At 64.1% G+C, this 16,764-nt stretch carries 17 protein-coding genes; 12 read left to right on the top strand and 5 right to left on the bottom strand.

Annotated features, from left to right (window positions below):
• Nucleotides 1–5: 5 nt before the first annotated feature.
• The 3 genes from acnA to KTQ37_RS06740 all read left to right on the top strand — a co-directional run bounded on the left by acnA (nt 6) and on the right by KTQ37_RS06740 (nt 4,211).
• Complete coding sequence (gene acnA / locus KTQ37_RS06750) at nt 6–2,756, top strand: aconitate hydratase AcnA (protein ID WP_218629734.1); 2,751 nt, start codon at nt 6–8, stop codon at nt 2,754–2,756.
• Between the two features lie 116 nt (nt 2,757–2,872).
• Nucleotides 2,873–3,844 (top strand): acyltransferase family protein, encoded by a 972-nt coding sequence (locus tag KTQ37_RS06745; RefSeq protein WP_218629733.1) that lies wholly within the window; start codon nt 2,873–2,875, stop codon nt 3,842–3,844.
• A gap of 55 nt (nt 3,845–3,899) precedes the next feature.
• Nucleotides 3,900–4,211, top strand: a complete 312-nt coding sequence (locus KTQ37_RS06740; protein WP_218629732.1) for a TM2 domain-containing protein — start codon at nt 3,900–3,902, stop codon at nt 4,209–4,211.
• On the opposite strand, the gene KTQ37_RS06735 is transcribed toward KTQ37_RS06740, so the two are convergent.
• Entirely contained in the window at nt 4,212–4,997 is a 786-nt protein-coding gene (locus KTQ37_RS06735) for a heme-dependent oxidative N-demethylase family protein (protein WP_218629731.1), read from the bottom strand.
• A gap of 61 nt (nt 4,998–5,058) precedes the next feature.
• Nucleotides 5,059–5,466: a DUF6314 family protein gene (locus KTQ37_RS06730; protein WP_218629730.1), complete on the bottom strand. Its 408-nt coding sequence runs from the start codon at nt 5,464–5,466 to the stop codon at nt 5,059–5,061.
• A 78-nt stretch (nt 5,467–5,544) separates the two neighbouring features.
• On the opposite strand from KTQ37_RS06730, the gene purB reads away from it, so the two are divergent.
• From purB to gap (KTQ37_RS06700), 6 genes are all read left to right on the top strand, one after another.
• On the top strand, nt 5,545–6,849 hold the full coding sequence (gene purB, locus KTQ37_RS06725; protein WP_218629729.1) for an adenylosuccinate lyase: 1,305 nt from the start codon (nt 5,545–5,547) through the stop codon (nt 6,847–6,849).
• 69 nt (nt 6,850–6,918) lie between these two features.
• Nucleotides 6,919–7,068: a hypothetical protein gene (locus KTQ37_RS06720; RefSeq protein ID WP_218629728.1), complete on the top strand. Its 150-nt coding sequence runs from the start codon at nt 6,919–6,921 to the stop codon at nt 7,066–7,068.
• A gap of 75 nt (nt 7,069–7,143) precedes the next feature.
• Nucleotides 7,144–8,196, top strand: a complete 1,053-nt coding sequence (locus KTQ37_RS06715; protein WP_413243717.1) for a flagellar motor switch protein FliG — start codon at nt 7,144–7,146, stop codon at nt 8,194–8,196.
• A 292-nt stretch (nt 8,197–8,488) separates the two neighbouring features.
• Nucleotides 8,489–9,490: a type I glyceraldehyde-3-phosphate dehydrogenase gene (gene gap / locus KTQ37_RS06710; RefSeq protein WP_218629726.1), complete on the top strand. Its 1,002-nt coding sequence runs from the start codon at nt 8,489–8,491 to the stop codon at nt 9,488–9,490.
• Nucleotides 9,491–9,527: 37 nt separating this feature from the next.
• Nucleotides 9,528–9,671, top strand: coding sequence for a hypothetical protein (locus KTQ37_RS06705; protein ID WP_218629725.1), 144 nt, complete (start codon nt 9,528–9,530; stop codon nt 9,669–9,671).
• 88 nt (nt 9,672–9,759) lie between these two features.
• Nucleotides 9,760–10,761 (top strand): type I glyceraldehyde-3-phosphate dehydrogenase, encoded by a 1,002-nt coding sequence (gene gap / locus KTQ37_RS06700; protein WP_218629724.1) that lies wholly within the window; start codon nt 9,760–9,762, stop codon nt 10,759–10,761.
• Between the two features lie 39 nt (nt 10,762–10,800).
• On the opposite strand, the gene coaD is transcribed toward gap (KTQ37_RS06700), so the two are convergent.
• The 3 genes from coaD to KTQ37_RS06685 all read right to left on the bottom strand — a co-directional run bounded on the left by coaD (nt 10,801) and on the right by KTQ37_RS06685 (nt 12,805).
• Complete coding sequence (gene coaD / locus KTQ37_RS06695; protein ID WP_218629723.1) at nt 10,801–11,298, bottom strand: pantetheine-phosphate adenylyltransferase; 498 nt, start codon at nt 11,296–11,298, stop codon at nt 10,801–10,803.
• A 92-nt stretch (nt 11,299–11,390) separates the two neighbouring features.
• Nucleotides 11,391–11,825 (bottom strand): CBS domain-containing protein, encoded by a 435-nt coding sequence (locus tag KTQ37_RS06690; protein WP_218629722.1) that lies wholly within the window; start codon nt 11,823–11,825, stop codon nt 11,391–11,393.
• Nucleotides 11,826–11,905: 80 nt separating this feature from the next.
• Complete coding sequence (locus KTQ37_RS06685; protein ID WP_218629721.1) at nt 11,906–12,805, bottom strand: LysR family transcriptional regulator; 900 nt, start codon at nt 12,803–12,805, stop codon at nt 11,906–11,908.
• Nucleotides 12,806–12,911: 106 nt separating this feature from the next.
• On the opposite strand from KTQ37_RS06685, the gene KTQ37_RS06680 reads away from it, so the two are divergent.
• The 3 genes from KTQ37_RS06680 to KTQ37_RS06670 all read left to right on the top strand — a co-directional run bounded on the left by KTQ37_RS06680 (nt 12,912) and on the right by KTQ37_RS06670 (nt 16,761).
• Nucleotides 12,912–14,411 carry a CoA-acylating methylmalonate-semialdehyde dehydrogenase gene (locus tag KTQ37_RS06680; protein WP_218629720.1) on the top strand — a complete coding sequence of 500 codons (1,500 nt, stop codon included), beginning with the start codon at nt 12,912–12,914 and terminating at the stop codon, nt 14,409–14,411.
• Nucleotides 14,412–14,569: 158 nt separating this feature from the next.
• Nucleotides 14,570–15,715, top strand: coding sequence for an acyl-CoA dehydrogenase family protein (locus tag KTQ37_RS06675; protein ID WP_218629719.1), 1,146 nt, complete (start codon nt 14,570–14,572; stop codon nt 15,713–15,715).
• A complete protein-coding gene (locus KTQ37_RS06670) occupies nt 15,715–16,761 on the top strand; it encodes an enoyl-CoA hydratase/isomerase family protein (RefSeq protein ID WP_218629718.1) in 1,047 nt (348 codons plus the stop codon). Before KTQ37_RS06675 ends, KTQ37_RS06670 begins: the two co-directional genes overlap by 1 nt.
• Nucleotides 16,762–16,764 lie beyond the last annotated feature (3 nt).

Here is a 16,764-nt window from a genome sequence, read left to right as displayed (position 1 = left end):
ATCTGATGCCCATCGTTACCGGCAAGGACACCGCCAACACCCGTCGTCAACTGACAGCTGGCGGCAAGACTGTTTCCTACTATTCGATCCCCGCTGCGCAACAGGCGGGCTTGGGCGATTTCTCAAGATTGCCCGCGTCGCTGAAAGTCGTTCTGGAGAACATGCTGCGTTTCGAGGATGGCGGCTTCACCGTCTCGGTCGATGACATTAAGGCCTTCGCCGAATGGGGCGCCAACGACGGCAAGAACCCACGTGAGATCGCCTACCGACCGGCCCGCGTGCTGATGCAAGATTTCACCGGCGTTCCGGCCGTAGTTGACCTTGCCGCGATGCGCGATGGCATCAAGGCGCTTGGCGGCGACGCCAAGAAGATCAACCCGCTGGTTCCGGTTGACCTCGTGATCGATCACTCGGTCATGATCGACGAGTTCGGCAAGCCGCGCGCCTTCCAGAAGAACGTTGACCTCGAATATGAGCGCAACATGGAGCGTTACCAGTTCCTCAAGTGGGGTCAGGGCGCGTTCGACAACTTCCGCGTGGTTCCCCCGGGCACCGGCATCTGCCACCAGGTGAACATCGAGTATCTGGCGCAGACCGTCTGGACCGACACCGACCAGACCGGAGAAACCGTGGCCTACCCGGATACCCTTGTTGGCACCGACAGCCACACCACCATGGTCAACGGGCTTGCGGTTCTGGGCTGGGGTGTGGGCGGCATCGAGGCCGAGGCCGCGATGCTCGGCCAGCCGATCTCGATGCTGATCCCGGAAGTCGTCGGCTTCAAGCTGACCGGCGAGCTCGTCGAAGGCACGACGGGCACCGACCTCGTGCTCAAGGTCGTCCAGATGCTGCGCAAGCACGGCGTTGTGGGCAAGTTCGTCGAATTCTATGGCGACGGCCTCGACAATCTGCCGATCGCGCAGCGCTCGACCATCGCCAACATGGCCCCCGAATACGGCGCGACCTGCGGCTTCTTCCCGATCGATGGCGAGACCCTGCGCTACCTGCGTCAGACCGGCCGCGACGAGGATCGCATCGCCCTCGTTGAAGCCTACGCCAAGGAAAACGGCTTGTGGCGCGGTGCGGATTACGCCCCGATCTACTCGTCGCAGCTCGAGCTCGACATGGGTTCGATCGTTCCGGCGATTTCGGGTCCGAAGCGCCCGCAGGACTATCTGCCGCTGACCGACGCCGCCCCGTCCTTCGCCAAGGTCGTTGCGGGCTATCGTGGCATAGACATCTCGGCCGCCGCATCGGACATGGCCGAGGAAGGCAACACCACCACGAAGCCGGTCGAGATCCGCAAGTCGGCCAAGGTTGAGGGTGAAAGCTACGAGATCCGCGACGGTTCGGTCGTGATCGCCTCGATCACGTCCTGCACCAACACCTCGAACCCCTACGTGATGATCGGCGCGGGTCTCGTGGCCCGCAAGGCGCGAGCGCTTGGCCTGAACCGCAAGCCCTGGGTCAAGACCTCGTTGGCGCCCGGCTCGCAGGTCGTCTCGGAATACCTTGAGGCCGCAGGCCTTCAGGAAGACCTGGATGCGATCGGCTTCAACCTGGTCGGTTACGGTTGCACCACCTGTATCGGCAACTCGGGTCCGCTCCAGCCGGAGATCTCGAAGGCGATCAACGAGAACGATCTGATCGCAGCCGCAGTCCTGTCGGGCAACCGCAACTTCGAAGGCCGTATCTCGCCCGACGTTCGTGCCAACTACCTCGCCTCGCCGCCGCTCGTGGTGGCCTATGCGCTGGCTGGCGATATGAACATCGACATCACCAAGGATGCGATCGGCACCTCGAAAGACGGCAAGCCGGTGTATCTCACGGACATCTGGCCGACCAACTCCGAGATCGCCGAGCTTGTCGAGAAGACCGTGACCCGCGAAGCCTTCATCCGCAAATATGCGGACGTGTTCAAAGGCGACGAAAAATGGCAGGGCGTGGAGACCTCGGAAGGGGAAACCTATGACTGGCCGGCCTCGTCGACCTATATCCAGAACCCGCCCTACTTCCGCGGCATGTCGGCCGAGCCGGGCGTGATCTCAAACATCAACTCGGCCCGCGTTCTGGCCGTGCTGGGTGACATGATCACCACCGACCACATCTCGCCCGCGGGTTCGTTCAAACCGACCACCCCGGCCGGCAAATACCTGACCGAGCGCCAGGTCGCGCCGAAGGACTTCAACAGCTACGGCTCGCGCCGCGGCAACCACGAAGTCATGATGCGCGGCACCTTCGCCAACATCCGCATCAAGAACGAGATGCTGGATGGCGTCGAAGGCGGCTACACCAAGGGCCCGAACGGCGAGCAGACCTCGATCTACGACGCTTCGATGGAATATCAGGCGGCGGGCACTCCGCTCGTCATCTTCGGTGGCATCGAATACGGCGCGGGTTCGTCGCGTGACTGGGCCGCCAAGGGCACCAACCTTCTGGGCGTCAAGGGCGTGATCGCCGAGAGCTTCGAGCGCATCCACCGCTCGAACCTGATCGGCATGGGCGTCGTTCCGTTCGAGTTCACCGGCGGCGACAACCGCAAGACGCTCGGCCTGACCGGTGACGAGGTGGTGACCATCGAAGGTCTGGAAGGCGACATCAAGCCGCTCAGCCTCGTGCCCTGCACCATCGAGTACAAGGACGGCTCGAGGAAGACCATCCAGATCAAGTCGCGCATCGATACCGAGGTTGAGATCGAGTACCTCAAGAACGGGGGCGTTCTGCACTACGTGCTGCGCAATCTCGCCAAATCATAATCGACTGACATATAAGGAAAAGGCCCCGTTCTCGCGGGGCCTTTTTTCGTAGGGGATCCCCCTCACGTTTCTCGCAATGGCCCGCGGGCCGTACTCTCAGGTGCATCGTGGCGGCCATGTCGTCCCCTCTCCCCCCGAACGATCCCGGCAAGCGCCTGGTCGCGTTGGATCTGCTCAAGTTCTGCCTTGCTCTGCTGGTCGTGACGATCCACGCAAACCCGCTCAGGGATGTGTCCGAGATCGGCACCTGGCTGCTCGGGAACGGCGTTGCGCGGGTCGCGGTGCCCGGCTTTTTCGTGATCGCCGGGTTCAACTTCCGCCCCGAGGTTCCGGGTCGCTCAGCGCGGCTCGTCTGGCGCTATCTCAAGCTGCACCTGATCTGGCTGACGCTTTATATCTATTTCTGGTGGCCCTCGGTCGCGGCGGGCGGGCTGAAGCAATACCTGAACTGGTGGATCTTCGGCTGGTGGCACCTGTGGTTCCTGACCGGTCTGGCGGTGACGGTGCTGGCCGCCTCGCTGGTGTGGCGCTGGCGGCTGGGGTCAATCATCGCGCTTAGCGCGGCCACCTTCCTGATCGGCTACGGCATTCAGGAGGCGATCATGCTGCGCATCATCCCGCGCGGCTGCTGGCCCGCCGAGGTGCGCAACGGCATCCTTCTGGGGCTGCCCTTCTTCCTACTGGGCTACGTCGTGCGCCGCGCGGGCCTGACCGCGCGGGTGGGCTTTGGCACGGCACTGACGCTTGGCCTTGCCGGGCTTGGCCTTGTGATGCTCGAATCCTGGACGCTGCGCCAGTTCGCGCACCCGCAATTCCCGCTGGCGCCCGAGACGCTGATCGCCGCGTTGCTTGCCTGCCCGATGCTGATCATCGCCGCAGTCAAGGCCCCCGCCCTGCCCGGCTGGGTTGCACGACTGCCGCTTGGCACCTACTCGACCGGCATCTACTTCATCCATGTCGGCTTTGTCATCACGCTCAGCAAGCACTTCACCCTACCCCGCGCCGAGGTCTTCCTGATCGCCGTCATCGGCGCGCTGGCGATTACGCAGGTGCTGATCTGGCTGCGGCTCGACAAGAAGCTGTTCTGAGCCCCTTGAACGGCGCGCAGCAACCCCCATATCGCGTCATGTTACGGAGGTTAACATGACAGACACCCGCGCCCTTTACATCGAGCAACGCGTCGCGAACGAAGCAAGCTCCCCCTTCGTTGCCTATCTGCTGTGGTTCTTCCTCGGCATGCTTGGCGCACACCGCTTTTATCTGGGGCGGTGGGGGTCGGCGCTTTTGATGCTGATCCTGTTCGGGATCGGCTCGGCGCTAAGCGTCATCCTTGTGGGCTACCTGCCGCTGGCGGTTGTGGGCCTGTGGTGGCTGATCGACGCCTTCCTGATCCCCGGCATGATCGAGCGCGACAACGACGACCTGCGCTGGCAATTGGCGCGCGAACTGCCCTGATCAGGCGGCATCGCGGATCGGGAACTCGGCCAGCAGCTCCGCCTGTTCGGGGCTGAGCGCCGAGGGCTCCACCACATATGTGTGGATCGAGAAGGCCACGGCGCGTGTCTGCGGCAGGCGCACGAGGCCCTGCCGCTCAACCCGGATGAAGGGCAACTCGCCCTCGGGCGCGCGGCCCTGCTCTTCCCGGCGCGGATTGAACAGCGGCGCGTTCGAGTGATGTGCCGTGCCGCGCATCAGCGGGCGTCCGGGCTGCACACCATCCATCAAGCGCTGGACCCGGCTGCCAATATCCTCGGTGTAGACCTTGACGGGCTTGTGAATGCCGAACATCGCGCGGCCGAATTTCTCGGTCAGCGTCCAGCCCGCGGGAAAGCACAGCACCGCGCCGGTCAGGAGATGGCCGTCGGGGCCATCCTCCATCAGGCACAGGTCTTCCTGCACCAGCCGCCCAAGCGTGGCGAGAGGGTTTTCGCGGTCCAGTGCGACACTCACCCCATCGGGCCGCGTGGCCTCTGTCGCCGTAATCGTGAAGCCCAAGGCTGGCAGAAGAGGCAGCACCAGATCATAAAGCTCTTCCGCCGCAGGACGCGCGGCCTCGGACAGGGCCAGAACCCGTTCGGGGCTTTCCGAGATCAACCGCTCGCGCAGCGCCATCTGCGCGGCATAGGCGTCGTCGATCTGCAGCCAGTCCTCCATGGAAATCGGCATGATCCCCGGCAGTCGGCGGGTGCGCGGATCGACCCAGGGGGCGAAGGGCAGGCTTTTCTGACGGATATCGCTCATGGTGCCACGCTGCCGCTGTTCATACGCCAAAGCAAGCCCCCGCACTGCGGCACATTGCACCTCAGGCACGGCGGTAGTCGGAGACCATCACGTAATCCTTGCGCGGACCGCGCACCCGCCACTCGGCCCGCCACACCGGCCAGCCCGAAAAATCATAGGCCACGCGATAGTCATCGGGGTCGCACCAATGCGTGGCCCTGGGCGCAGCGGGATCGAAATCATGAAACGCCCGTCCGTCCGCGAAGGTCACGACGATCCCTGCCCCGCCTTCGGACCAGCGATAGGTGCGCTCGGCCCGCATCGGGGGCGCTCCGGGCATGGTCAGCTCCCCCTCCTCGCGGTAAAGCAGCCCCGCGCCTTCGGGGCGAAAGACCGCATGGCCGGAAAACCGCGCCTCGGGCCGGCCGACTGCGCGAATGACGCGCTCGATGCGCCATTCTCCCTCAAAATCCGCCAGTTTTGGCGCCATCGCGCTTCCCTCCGCCTTGCCCCACAGGCCCCCGCAGTCTAGAAGCCCGCCAAACCCGTCACAAGCAAGAGGCCTCCGATGATCCCGCGTTATGCCCGCAAAGAGATGGTCGACATCTGGGAACCCGCCACCAAGTTCAAGATCTGGTACGAGATCGAGGCCCATGCCTGCGACGCGCAGGCCGAACTGGGCGTGATCCCGAAGGCCAGCGCCGAGGCGGTCTGGACCGCCAAGGACGTGGAATTCGACGTTGCCCGCATCGACGAGATCGAGGCCGTCACCAAGCATGACGTCATCGCCTTCCTGACCCACCTGGCCGAGCATATCGGCTCGACCGAGGCGCGCTTTGTCCACCAGGGCATGACCTCGTCGGACGTGCTCGACACCACGCTGAACGTGCAACTGGTGCGCGCCGCCGACATCCTGCTGAAGGACATGGACCGCGTTCTGGCCGCGCTGAAGAAGCGCGCCTACGAGCACAAGGACACCGTCCGCATCGGCCGCTCGCACGGCATCCACGCCGAGCCGACCACCATGGGCCTGACCTTCGCGCGCTTCTACGCCGAAATGGATCGCAACAAGAACCGCCTCGAAAAAGCCCGTTGGGAAATCGCCACCGGCGCGATCTCGGGCGCGGTCGGCACCTTCGCCAACATCGACCCGGCGGTCGAAGAGCATGTCTGCGAGAAACTGGGCCTGCGCCCCGAACCGATCAGCACGCAGGTGATCCCGCGCGACCGTCACGCGATGTTCTTCGCCACGCTCGGCGTCATCGCCTCGTCGATCGAGAATGTCGCCATCGAGATCCGCCACATGCAGCGCACCGAGGTTCTTGAGGCCGAAGAGTTCTTCTCGAAGGGCCAGAAGGGCTCGTCGGCGATGCCGCACAAGCGCAACCCGGTGCTGACCGAGAACCTCACCGGCCTCGCGCGTCTCGTGCGCATGTGCGTCGCGCCCGCGATGGAGAACGTAGCGCTTTGGCATGAGCGCGACATCTCGCACAGCTCGGTTGAGCGCGGTATCGGTCCGGATGCGACGATCACCCTCGACTTCGCACTGAACCGTCTGGCGGGCGTGATCGAGAACCTGGTGATCTACCCCGACAACATGCTGCGCAACATGAACAAGTTCAAAGGTTTGGTCATGTCGCAGCGGGTTCTGCTGGCGCTGACCCAAGCCGGTGTGTCGCGTGAGGACTCGTATCGTCTGGTGCAGCGCAACGCGATGAAGGTCTGGGAACAGGGTGCGGATTTCAAGGAAGAGCTCCTGAAAGACGCCGAAGTGACCGCCGCGCTTTCCCCGGCGGAGATCGAGGAAAAGTTCGACCTCGGCTACCACACCAAGCACGTGGACACGATCTTCCGCCGCGTCTTCGGCGAGTAATCACGCATCCGTGAAGCGGGGATCGGCCTGATTCGTGGTCTGCTGTTCCTTTAAGGAAAGGAGCCGACCATGAAGACGATCCTCGCTTCCATCGCCTTGGCCCTTCTGCCGGTCGCGGCACTGGCCGAGTGCCCCTGGAAAGACAAGACCGCCATGAGCTGCCCGCAGGGGCAGGCATGGGATGCACAGGCCAAGGCCTGTGTGATCCAGTCGAGCTAAGCGAAACAGGGCCGGCGTAACCGGCCCTTAACCCGCCCCATGCCAGCCTGCCACAAGCAGGAATCGGAGGTTGGGGTGAACGCGATCGCACAGATCGAGCCGACGGCTGCGCCCGAAAAGGCGCGCGCCGGGGCAGTCAAGCTGAGCAAGCAGCAGAAGGCAGCGATCATCGTGCGCCTTCTGTCGTCCGAGGGGGCGCGCCTGCCCCTCGCGCAGCTAAGCGAAGATCAGCAAACTATTCTGACCGAACAGATCGCCGCGCTCAGCCTGATCGGCAAGGACACGCTGCGCGAGGTGGTCGAAGAATTCTGCGCCGAGATCGGCGCGGTCGGCCTTGCCTTTCCGGGCGGGTTGGAGGGCGCGCTGTCGCTCCTCGACGGGCAAATCTCGGTTTCTGCCGCCAGCCGCCTGCGCCGGATCGCCGCCGCCAGCCCCTCGGCCGACCCGTGGGAGCGGATCGCGGCGCTGCCCTCCGAGGCAATCGAGCCGCTCTTGCAAGCCGAAAGCGCCGAGGTCTGCGCCGTTGTCCTGTCCAAGCTTTCGGTAGCGAAGGCCGCCGAGGTGCTTGGCAAGCTGCCCGGCGACAAGGCGCGGCGGGTGGCCTATCTCGTTTCGCTGACCGGAAACGTGGCGCCCGAAACCGTGCGACGGATCGGGCTTGCGCTGATCCAACAGCTTGATGCCGTGCCTCCGAAGGCCTTCGTCAGCGGCCCGGTCGAGCGGGTCGGCGCCATCCTCAACCATGCCGCAGCGGGGACACGCGACGATGTGCTGAGCGGTCTGGACGAACAGGATGCCGCCTTCGCCGAGCAGGTGCGCAAGGCGATCTTCACCTTCGCCAATATCCCCGCCCGGATCGAGCCGCGCGACATCCCCAAGATCCTGCGCGCGGTCGAGCAGCCGCGCCTCGTGACGGCCCTGACCGCCGCCGGGGCCGAGGATCCGTCAGCCTCCTTCATTCTGGCGAATATCTCGCAGCGCATGGCCGCAACACTGCGCGAAGAGATCGAGGCGCGCGGATCGGTCAAACCGCGCGATGCCGAGGAGGCCATGGCCGCGGTGGTCGCCGCAATCCGCACGTTGCAAATGGCAGGCGAGATCACTCTGATCACCCCGGAGGAGGAATGACACCCGCCTGCGGGCGCGCCCGGACGACCCGCGCCGCAGACGCCGTTCAGGGGGCGTTGCGCCGCGTGAGCGCCCGACTCAGCGCTTGGCTCGGCCCCGCCATTGCCGCGCCAAATGCACAACTGGTCTGCAATCCGGGCCAATTACCATCGCTAACGTTACCGCCATCAGCGCATGTTTCCGCTATCATCCCGAAACGCCGGGTTTTCCGAGGGCACAGAGCGTGGTATCGCCATGCGATCGGCACTCATCGCACGAAGGCCGCCTCATTTCGCCAGTTCAGGAGAGCGCTATGACCGTCACCATCGGGATCAACGGCTTTGGTCGTATCGGCCGCTGCACCCTCGCCCATATCGCGGAAGCCGCGCGCAATGACGTGCAGGTGGTCAAGATCAACGCGACCGGCCCGATCGAGACCAACGCCCACCTGCTGAAATACGACTCGGTTCACGGCCGTTTCGGTGGCCCGGTGAAGGTCGAAGGCAAGACGCTTGACCTCGGCCACGGCCCGATCGAAGTGATGTCCACCTACAACCCCGACGAGCTGGACTGGGATGGTGTTGACGTCGTGCTGGAATGCACCGGCAAGTTCAATGACCGCGCCAAGGCCGCCGTCCACCTGGGCCGCGGCGCCAAGCGCGTGCTGGTCTCGGCCCCGGCCAAGAACGCCGACAAGACCATCGTCTATGGCGTGAACCACCGCGAGTTGAAGACCGACCACCATGTCGTGTCGAACGGCTCGTGCACCACGAACTGCCTCGCGCCGCTGGCCAAGGTTCTGCACGACGCGATCGGCATCGAGTCGGGCATCATGACCACGATCCACTCCTACACCGGTGATCAGCCGACGCTGGACCGCCGCCACAAGGATCTGTATCGCGCCCGCGCCGCCGCCATGGCGATGATCCCGACCTCGACCGGCGCCGCGAAAGCCATCGGCGAAGTGATGCCGGAACTGGCTGGCAAACTCGACGGCACCGCGATGCGCGTCCCCACCCCGAACGTCTCGGCCGTTGACCTGACGTTCATCGCCAACAAATCGGTGACCAAGGACGAGGTGAACGAGATCGTGCGCGAAGCCGCGCAGGGCTACATGGGCATGGTTCTGGCCTATGACCCCGAGCCGAAGGTCTCGATCGACTTCAACCACACGCCCTACTCGTCCATCTTCGCCCCCGACCAGACCAAGGTCACCGGCGGCAAGCTGGTGCGCGTTCTGGCGTGGTACGACAACGAATGGGGCTTCTCGTGCCGCATGGCCGACGTGGCCGGCGCGATGGGTCGCCTGCTGTAAGGCGCTCCGGGACGGCCCCGACGCGCAAGGGAGTGGTATGAATACCTCTGTCGCCGTCGGGCTTTCCACACTGATTATCCTTGCCGCCCTGGTCGATGGCTTCGCCAACGACTGGGGCGTTTTCCTTTTTCTGGCCCGCAAGACCGTCGAATTGATCGATTGGGTCGAATTCTGGCGCTGAACGGGCCCACCTTTCTGTTGACCTTTGGCTCGAAATCGCGATGTTAGCGCTAAACTTGCGCTGCGGTGCAGAGTCACAGGAGGCTGAAATGGCGGTCAAGGTAGCAATCAACGGGTTCGGACGTATCGGGCGCAACATCCTGCGCGCCATCATCGAATCGGGCCGCACCGATATCGAAGTCGTCGCGATCAACGATCTGGGCCCGGTCGAAACCAGCGCGCATCTGCTGCGCTTCGATTCGGTGCATGGCCGCTTTCCTGCCGAGGTGACCACCGGCGAGGACTGGATCGATGTCGGGCGCGGACCGATCCGCTGCACCGCGATGCGCAACCCCGCCGATCTGCCCTGGTCGGATGTGGACGTCGTGCTCGAATGCACAGGCATCTTCACCTCGAAGGAGAAGTGCCAGCCGCATCTCGAGAATGGCTCGAAGCGCGTGCTGATCTCGGCGCCCGGCGAAGGTGCCGACAAGACCATCGTTTTCGGCGTCAACCATGGCACGCTGACTAAGGACGACATCGTCGTGTCGAACGCGAGTTGCACGACGAACTGCCTGTCGCCCGTCGCAAAGACGCTGAACGACGCAATCGGGATCGTGAAGGGCTTCATGACCACGATCCACAGCTACACCGGCGACCAGCCGACGCTCGACACCTTCCACAAGGATCTCTACCGCGCCCGTGCCGCCGCGCTGAGCATGATCCCGACCTCGACAGGCGCCGCCAAGGCGGTCGGACTGGTTCTGCCGGAACTGAAGGGCAAGCTCGACGGCGTCGCGATCCGGGTTCCGACCCCGAACGTCTCGGTCGTCGATCTGGTCTTCGAGGCCGCCCGCCCGACCACCGTCGAAGAGGTGAACGAGGCGATCCGCGCCGCCGCCGAAGGCCCGCTCAAGGGCGTTCTGGGCTACACAAAATTCAAGAATGTCAGCATGGACTTTAACCATGACAGCCATTCCTCGGTCTTCCACATGGATCAGACCAAGGTCATGGAGGGCACCATGGTGCGTATCCTGAGCTGGTATGACAACGAGTGGGGCTTTTCCAACCGCATGGCGGATACCGCTGTTGCCATGGGCAAGCTCATCTGACGGCATTTGGCGCGGCCCCCCCGCCGCGCCAGCCGGTCGTCAGACCTTGCCGAGACGCTCCATCAACCGATCCTTGACCGCGGGGGTGACGAAGCGTGTCACATCGCCGTCGAGACGGGCGATTTCCTTCACCAGCTTCGAAGCTATCGCCTGGCGCCGTGCGTCGGCCATCAGGAAGACCGTCTCGACGCTCGAATCGAGGGCGCGGTTCATCCCGACCATCTGGAATTCGTACTCGAAATCTGCCACGGCGCGCAGGCCGCGGATGATCACGTTCGCGCCGACGTCGCGCGCGCAGTTGATCAGCAGGTTCTCGAACGGGTGCACCTGGATCTCGCCTCCGCACCGCGCGGTGATCTGGGCGCATTCGGTCTCGATCATCTCGACGCGCTCTTCGAGCGTGAACATCGGGCCCTTGTCGCGGTTGATCGCCACGCCGATCACCAATCGATCCACGAGCGCCAGCGCTCGCTGAATGATGTCGATATGCCCGAGTGTCACAGGGTCGAACGTGCCGGGGTACAGGCCGATGCGCATGGGCGAACTCCTCACTTGCCGCTCACGAAATGTTTAGGGCACGCAACAATATTGCGTGCCCATTTGCAAGCATCTCTTGCCGCGGCGCAGAATTAATTGCCCATAATCATGCCGGTGAGCGCTTCTTTCTCAAGTTGCAGCTCGGACAGGCGGGCCTTCACGACGTCGCCGATCGACACGAGGCCGATCATCTCGTCGCCTTCCATGACGGGCATGTGGCGGAAGCGGCCGTCGCTCATGCGCTCCATCACCTGATCGGTGGTATCGGTGCGCGCGCAGCCGACAGCGTTCCTGGTCATGATCTCATCGACGGGGAGGTTCAGCACCGAGGGGCCGCGGCGCCCAAGCTCGCGCACCACGTCGCGCTCGGACACGATACCCTCGACATGCTTGCCGTCCCGCGAAACGATCAGGGCACCGATGCGGCGCTGCGACAAGACCTCGGCCACCGCCGCAACGGTCGAGCCGGGCGCAATCGTCGCCACGGTTTCATCGCCCTTCGTTTTCAGAATTTGCAGAACCTGCATCGCAACCTCCCAATCGCTTGTCTGACTCGCAGCGTCACCGCGCGATGGACGCCTGTCAAGACTGCTTTGCGGTTGCGAACTCAATAGCTTGCTGCGAGGGCCTCAAGCCGGGTCACCTCGGCGCGTAACCCCTGCCCAAGCGCATCGGCAAGGCGCGTCAGTCGCTCCGAGCGGCGATCGTCCGCATGGCGGATCAGCCAGAAGGTGCGGCTGAGCGAGACCTGATCCAACAGAATGCGCCGTACGCCGGGGCAAAACGGAATCGCGAAGTCATGGACGATGCCGACCCCTGCCCCCGCCCGCACCATCTGCATCTGCACCGAGACCGAGTTCGATGCGAGGCCAACCGCCTCGCCCCCGGTCTCTGCGAAATAGTCCAACTCCTTGTCGAAGATCATGTCGGGGATATAGCCGATCATCCGATGCGCCTTGAGGTCCGAACGAGTGGTGATCGGGCCGACCTGGCCAAGGTAGTCTTCATGCGCCGCGAGATGCAGCTGGTAGTCGGTCAGCTTCTGCACCGTCAGCCGCCCGGCCGTGGGGCGCGACACGGCAATGGCCATGTCAGCCTCGCGCTTGGACAGGTTAAACACGCGCGGCAGGGCAACGATGTGGATCTCAAGCCCGGGGTTCGCGTCGCAGATCGCCGCGCAGACCTGCGGAAGCAGGTAGTTCGCGCAACCATCCGGTGCGCCGATCCGCAATTGCCCTGTCAGCCTTCCGGCCGAACCGCCCAATTCCTCGGCCGCGCCCGCCATCGCCTGCTCGGCCTGCTCGGCATGAGGCAGCAGCCGCGAGCCGGCCTCGGTCAGCGCATAGCCCTGCGGCGATTTCACGAAAAGCTTGGCGCCGAAGGCTTCCTCGAGCCGCGCGATCCGTCGCCCGACCGTGGCCGCATCGCATTTGAGCGCCCTGCCCGCCCCAGACAGGCTTTCCGCCCGCGCGACAGCAAGGAAAACACGCAGATCGTCCCAGTCCATCTTCGACCAACCTTTGCAATAATGCAAAACACCTTTGCCAGACTTCCTCTTTTTCTGGCATTTTCGCAAGGCTAATGTGTCGCCAATCAATCCACGGGAGGATGCGATGAAAGAGATCGGTCACTGGATCAACGGCAAACATGTTGCGGGCACTTCGGGCCGCTTTGCCGACGTTTACAACCCCGCCACCGGCGAAGTGCAGGCCAAGGTCGCGCTTGCCACCAAGGCGGAACTGGACGCGGCCATCGCCGCCGCCGCCGAGGCCCAGAAGGCCTGGGGTGCCACCAACCCGCAAAAGCGCGCCCGCGTCATGATGGAACTGGTGCGCCTGATCAACCGCGACATGGACAAGCTGGCCGAGGCGCTCTCGTCCGAGCACGGCAAGACCTTCCCCGACGCGAAGGGCGACGTGCAGCGCGGCCTCGAAGTGATCGAGTTCTGCATCGGCGCGCCGCAGATGCTCAAGGGTGAGTTCACCGACAGCGCCGGCCCCGGCATCGACATGTACTCGATGCGCCAGCCGCTTGGCGTCGTCGCCGGCATCACGCCGTTCAACTTCCCCGCCATGATCCCGCTGTGGAAAATGGGCCCCGCGCTCAGCTCGGGCAACGCGATGATCCTCAAGCCGTCCGAGCGTGACCCTTCGGTCCCGCTGATGCTGGCCGAACTCTGCCAGGAAGCGGGCCTTCCCGACGGCGTTCTGCAGGTCGTCAACGGCGACAAGGAGTCGGTGGACGCGATCCTCGACAGCGAAATCATCCAAGCGGTGGGCTTCGTCGGTTCGACCCCGATCGCGCAGTATATCTATGAGCGTGCCGCCGCGACCGGCAAGCGTGCGCAGTGCTTCGGCGGTGCGAAGAACCACATGATCATCATGCCGGACGCCGACATGGATCAGGCCGCCGACGCGCTGGTTGGCGCAGGCTTCGGCGCAGCGGGCGAGCGCTGCATGGCGATCTCGGTCGCCGTTCCGGTAGGCGACGAAACCGCCGACCGCCTGATCGAAAAGCTGGTACCGCGCATCGAAAAGCTGAAGGTCGGCCCCTACACCGCTGGCGATGACGTCGATTACGGCCCGGTCGTGACCGCCGCCGCCGCCGAGCGCATCAAGGGCCTCATCGGCTCGGGCGTCGAGCAAGGTGCGACGCTGGTCTGCGACGGTCGTGACTTCAGCCTGCAGGGCTACGAGAACGGCTTCTTCGTCGGCCCGACCCTCTTCGACAACGTCACCCGCGACATGGAGATCTACAAGCAGGAGATCTTCGGACCCGTGCTTTCGACCGTCCGCGCCAAGACCTACGAAGAAGCGCTGAGCTACGCCATGGACCATGAATATGGCAACGGCACCGCGATCTTCACCCGTGACGGCGACACCGCGCGCGACTTTGCCAACCGCATCAACATCGGCATGGTCGGCATCAACGTTCCGATCCCGGTTCCGCTGGCCTACCACACCTTTGGCGGCTGGAAAAAGTCGGGCTTTGGGGATCTGAACCAGCACGGCCCGGACGGGTTCCGCTTCTACACCCGCACCAAGACGATCACCTCGCGCTGGCCGTCGGGCATCAAGGAAGGCTCGGCCTTCAACTTCAAGGCAATGGACTGATCGGTTCGGGGGCGCTGCGGCGCCCCCAGCCCTCCCGGCGGGTCGCCACGGCCTGCATGCCATCCGGATTCAGTTGCCCCGGATCGGCCCCTTGCAAAATTCTTGCAAGGTTTCACAACTAAACAGACGTTCAATTCACGCGTTTCGGGGAGGAAACCATGGATTTTGCTCTGAGCGAAGAGCAGCAGGCCATCTTCGACATGGCCCTGGCATTCGGCCAAGAGAACATCGCCCCCTTTGCCCGCGAATGGGAAGCCGCTGGCACGATCCCGAAAGAGCTGTGGCCCAAGGTGGCCGAGCTGGGCCTTGGCGGCATCTACGTCGCCGAGGAATACGGCGGCTCGGGCCTTTCGCGGCTTGATGCGACGCTGGTCTTCGAGGCGCTGGCGATGTCCTGCCCGGCGGTCGGCTCGTTCCTGTCGATCCACAACATGTGCGGCGGCATGATCGACAAGTTCGGCAGCGAGGAGACCAAGGCACGCTGGCTTCCGGCGCTGTGCTCGATGGAAAAGATCTTCTCCTACTGCCTGACGGAACCGGGTTCCGGCTCGGACGCGGCCGCGCTGCGCACCCGCGCCGAGCGCACGAATGACGGCTGGAAGCTGAACGGCAACAAGGCCTTCATCTCGGGTGGCGGTTATTCCGACGTCTATGTCACCATGGTGCGCACCGGCGACAACAGCCCCAAGGGCATCTCGACCGTCATCGTCGAGGATGGCGCGCCGGGGCTGAGCTTTGGCGGGCTGGAAGACAAGATGGGCTGGCGCGCGCAACCGACCGCGCAGGTCCAGTTCGACGACTGCGTGATCCCCGCGGACAACCTTCTGGGCGAGGAAGGCAAAGGCTTCGCCTATGCGATGGCCGGGCTTGACGGCGGGCGGCTGAACATCGCGGCCTCGGCCCTTGGCGGCGCGCAGGCGGCCCTGAACGCCACCCTGACCTACATGGGCGAGCGCAAGGCCTTCGGCAAATCCATCGACCAGTTCCAGGCGCTGCAATTCCGGCTGGCTGAGATGGAGGTCAAGCTGCAATCGGCCCGCACCTTCCTGCGTCAGGCGGCGTGGAAGCTTGATAACAAAGCGCCCGACGCGACCAAGTTCTGCGCGATGGCCAAGCTTTACGTCACCGACTCGGCCTTCGAGGTTGCCAACCAGTGCCTCCAGTTGCACGGTGGCTATGGCTATCTGGCCGATTACGGGATCGAAAAGATCGTCCGCGACCTGCGGGTGCACCAGATCCTTGAAGGCACGAACGAGATCATGCGGCTGATCGTTGGCCGCGCCTTGCTGGCGGAGCGCGGCTGATGACTGATCTTCCGACCATCATCGCCCGCAAAGAGGGCCGCGCCGGCTGGATCACGCTGAATCGTCCCAAGGCGCTCAATGCACTCGACTACGAGATGTCGATGGGGATCGAGAATGCCCTGCTGGCCTGGCGCGACGATCCCGAGGTCGCGGTGGTGATCATTGACGGCGCGGGCGAGCGCGCCTTTTGCGCGGGCGGCGACATCGCCAAGATCTATCACATGGGGTTGCAGGGCGATTTCACCACCGGCCCGACTTTCTGGCGCGAAGAATACCGCATGAATGCGACGGTGGCCGAATATCGCAAGCCCATTGTCGCCTTTATGCAGGGCTTCGTGATGGGCGGCGGCGTGGGTGTGGGTAGCCATGCCGCGCACCGGATTGTCGGAGATACGACGCAGATTGCCATGCCCGAAACCGGCATCGGCCTGATCCCCGACGTGGGCGGCACGATGATTCTGGCCAAAGCGCCCGGCCGTGTCGGCGAATATCTGGGCGTCACCGGCACCCGGATCGGAGCGGCGGATGCGATCTACACGGGCTTTGCAGATCTCTATGTTCCAGAGGCCGAGTGGGAGGCGCTCAAACTCGCGCTTTGTGAGACCGGCGATCCGGGGGTTCTGCCCAAGGGCATTGTGCCCCCTAAAGCCGGCTATCTGCACGACCAGCGCCCGGTGATCGACGCGGCCTTTGCCGGCGCCACTGTGCCGGAGATCATGCAGGCCCTTGCGGGAATGGAGGGCGATTTCGCCGCCGATACGCTGGCGATTTTGCGCCGCAACTCGGCCCTGTCGGAAGAGGCGACCCTGCGTCTGATCCGCATGACGCGCCAGTCGCCCGACATTCGCACCGCGCTTGAAAACGAATTCCGCTTTACCCTGCGCGCGGCGAAGGACGGCGATTTCCTTGAGGGGATCCGCGCCCAGATCATCGACAAGGACCGCAACCCGCGTTGGAAATACACGCATGAGACCCTGTCGGAGGCGGTCGTTGCGGCCATGCTGGAGCCGGTGCCAGGGGAATGGAAGATCCCCTTCGAGGATTGATTT

The sequence above is a fragment of the Sedimentimonas flavescens genome (assembly GCF_019264375.1).
In the GTDB taxonomy this organism is placed as follows: domain Bacteria; phylum Pseudomonadota; class Alphaproteobacteria; order Rhodobacterales; family Rhodobacteraceae; genus Rhodobacter; species Rhodobacter flavescens.
Note: the sequence above shows the minus strand (reverse complement) of the source record. Positions and strands in the feature narration are given on the sequence as shown.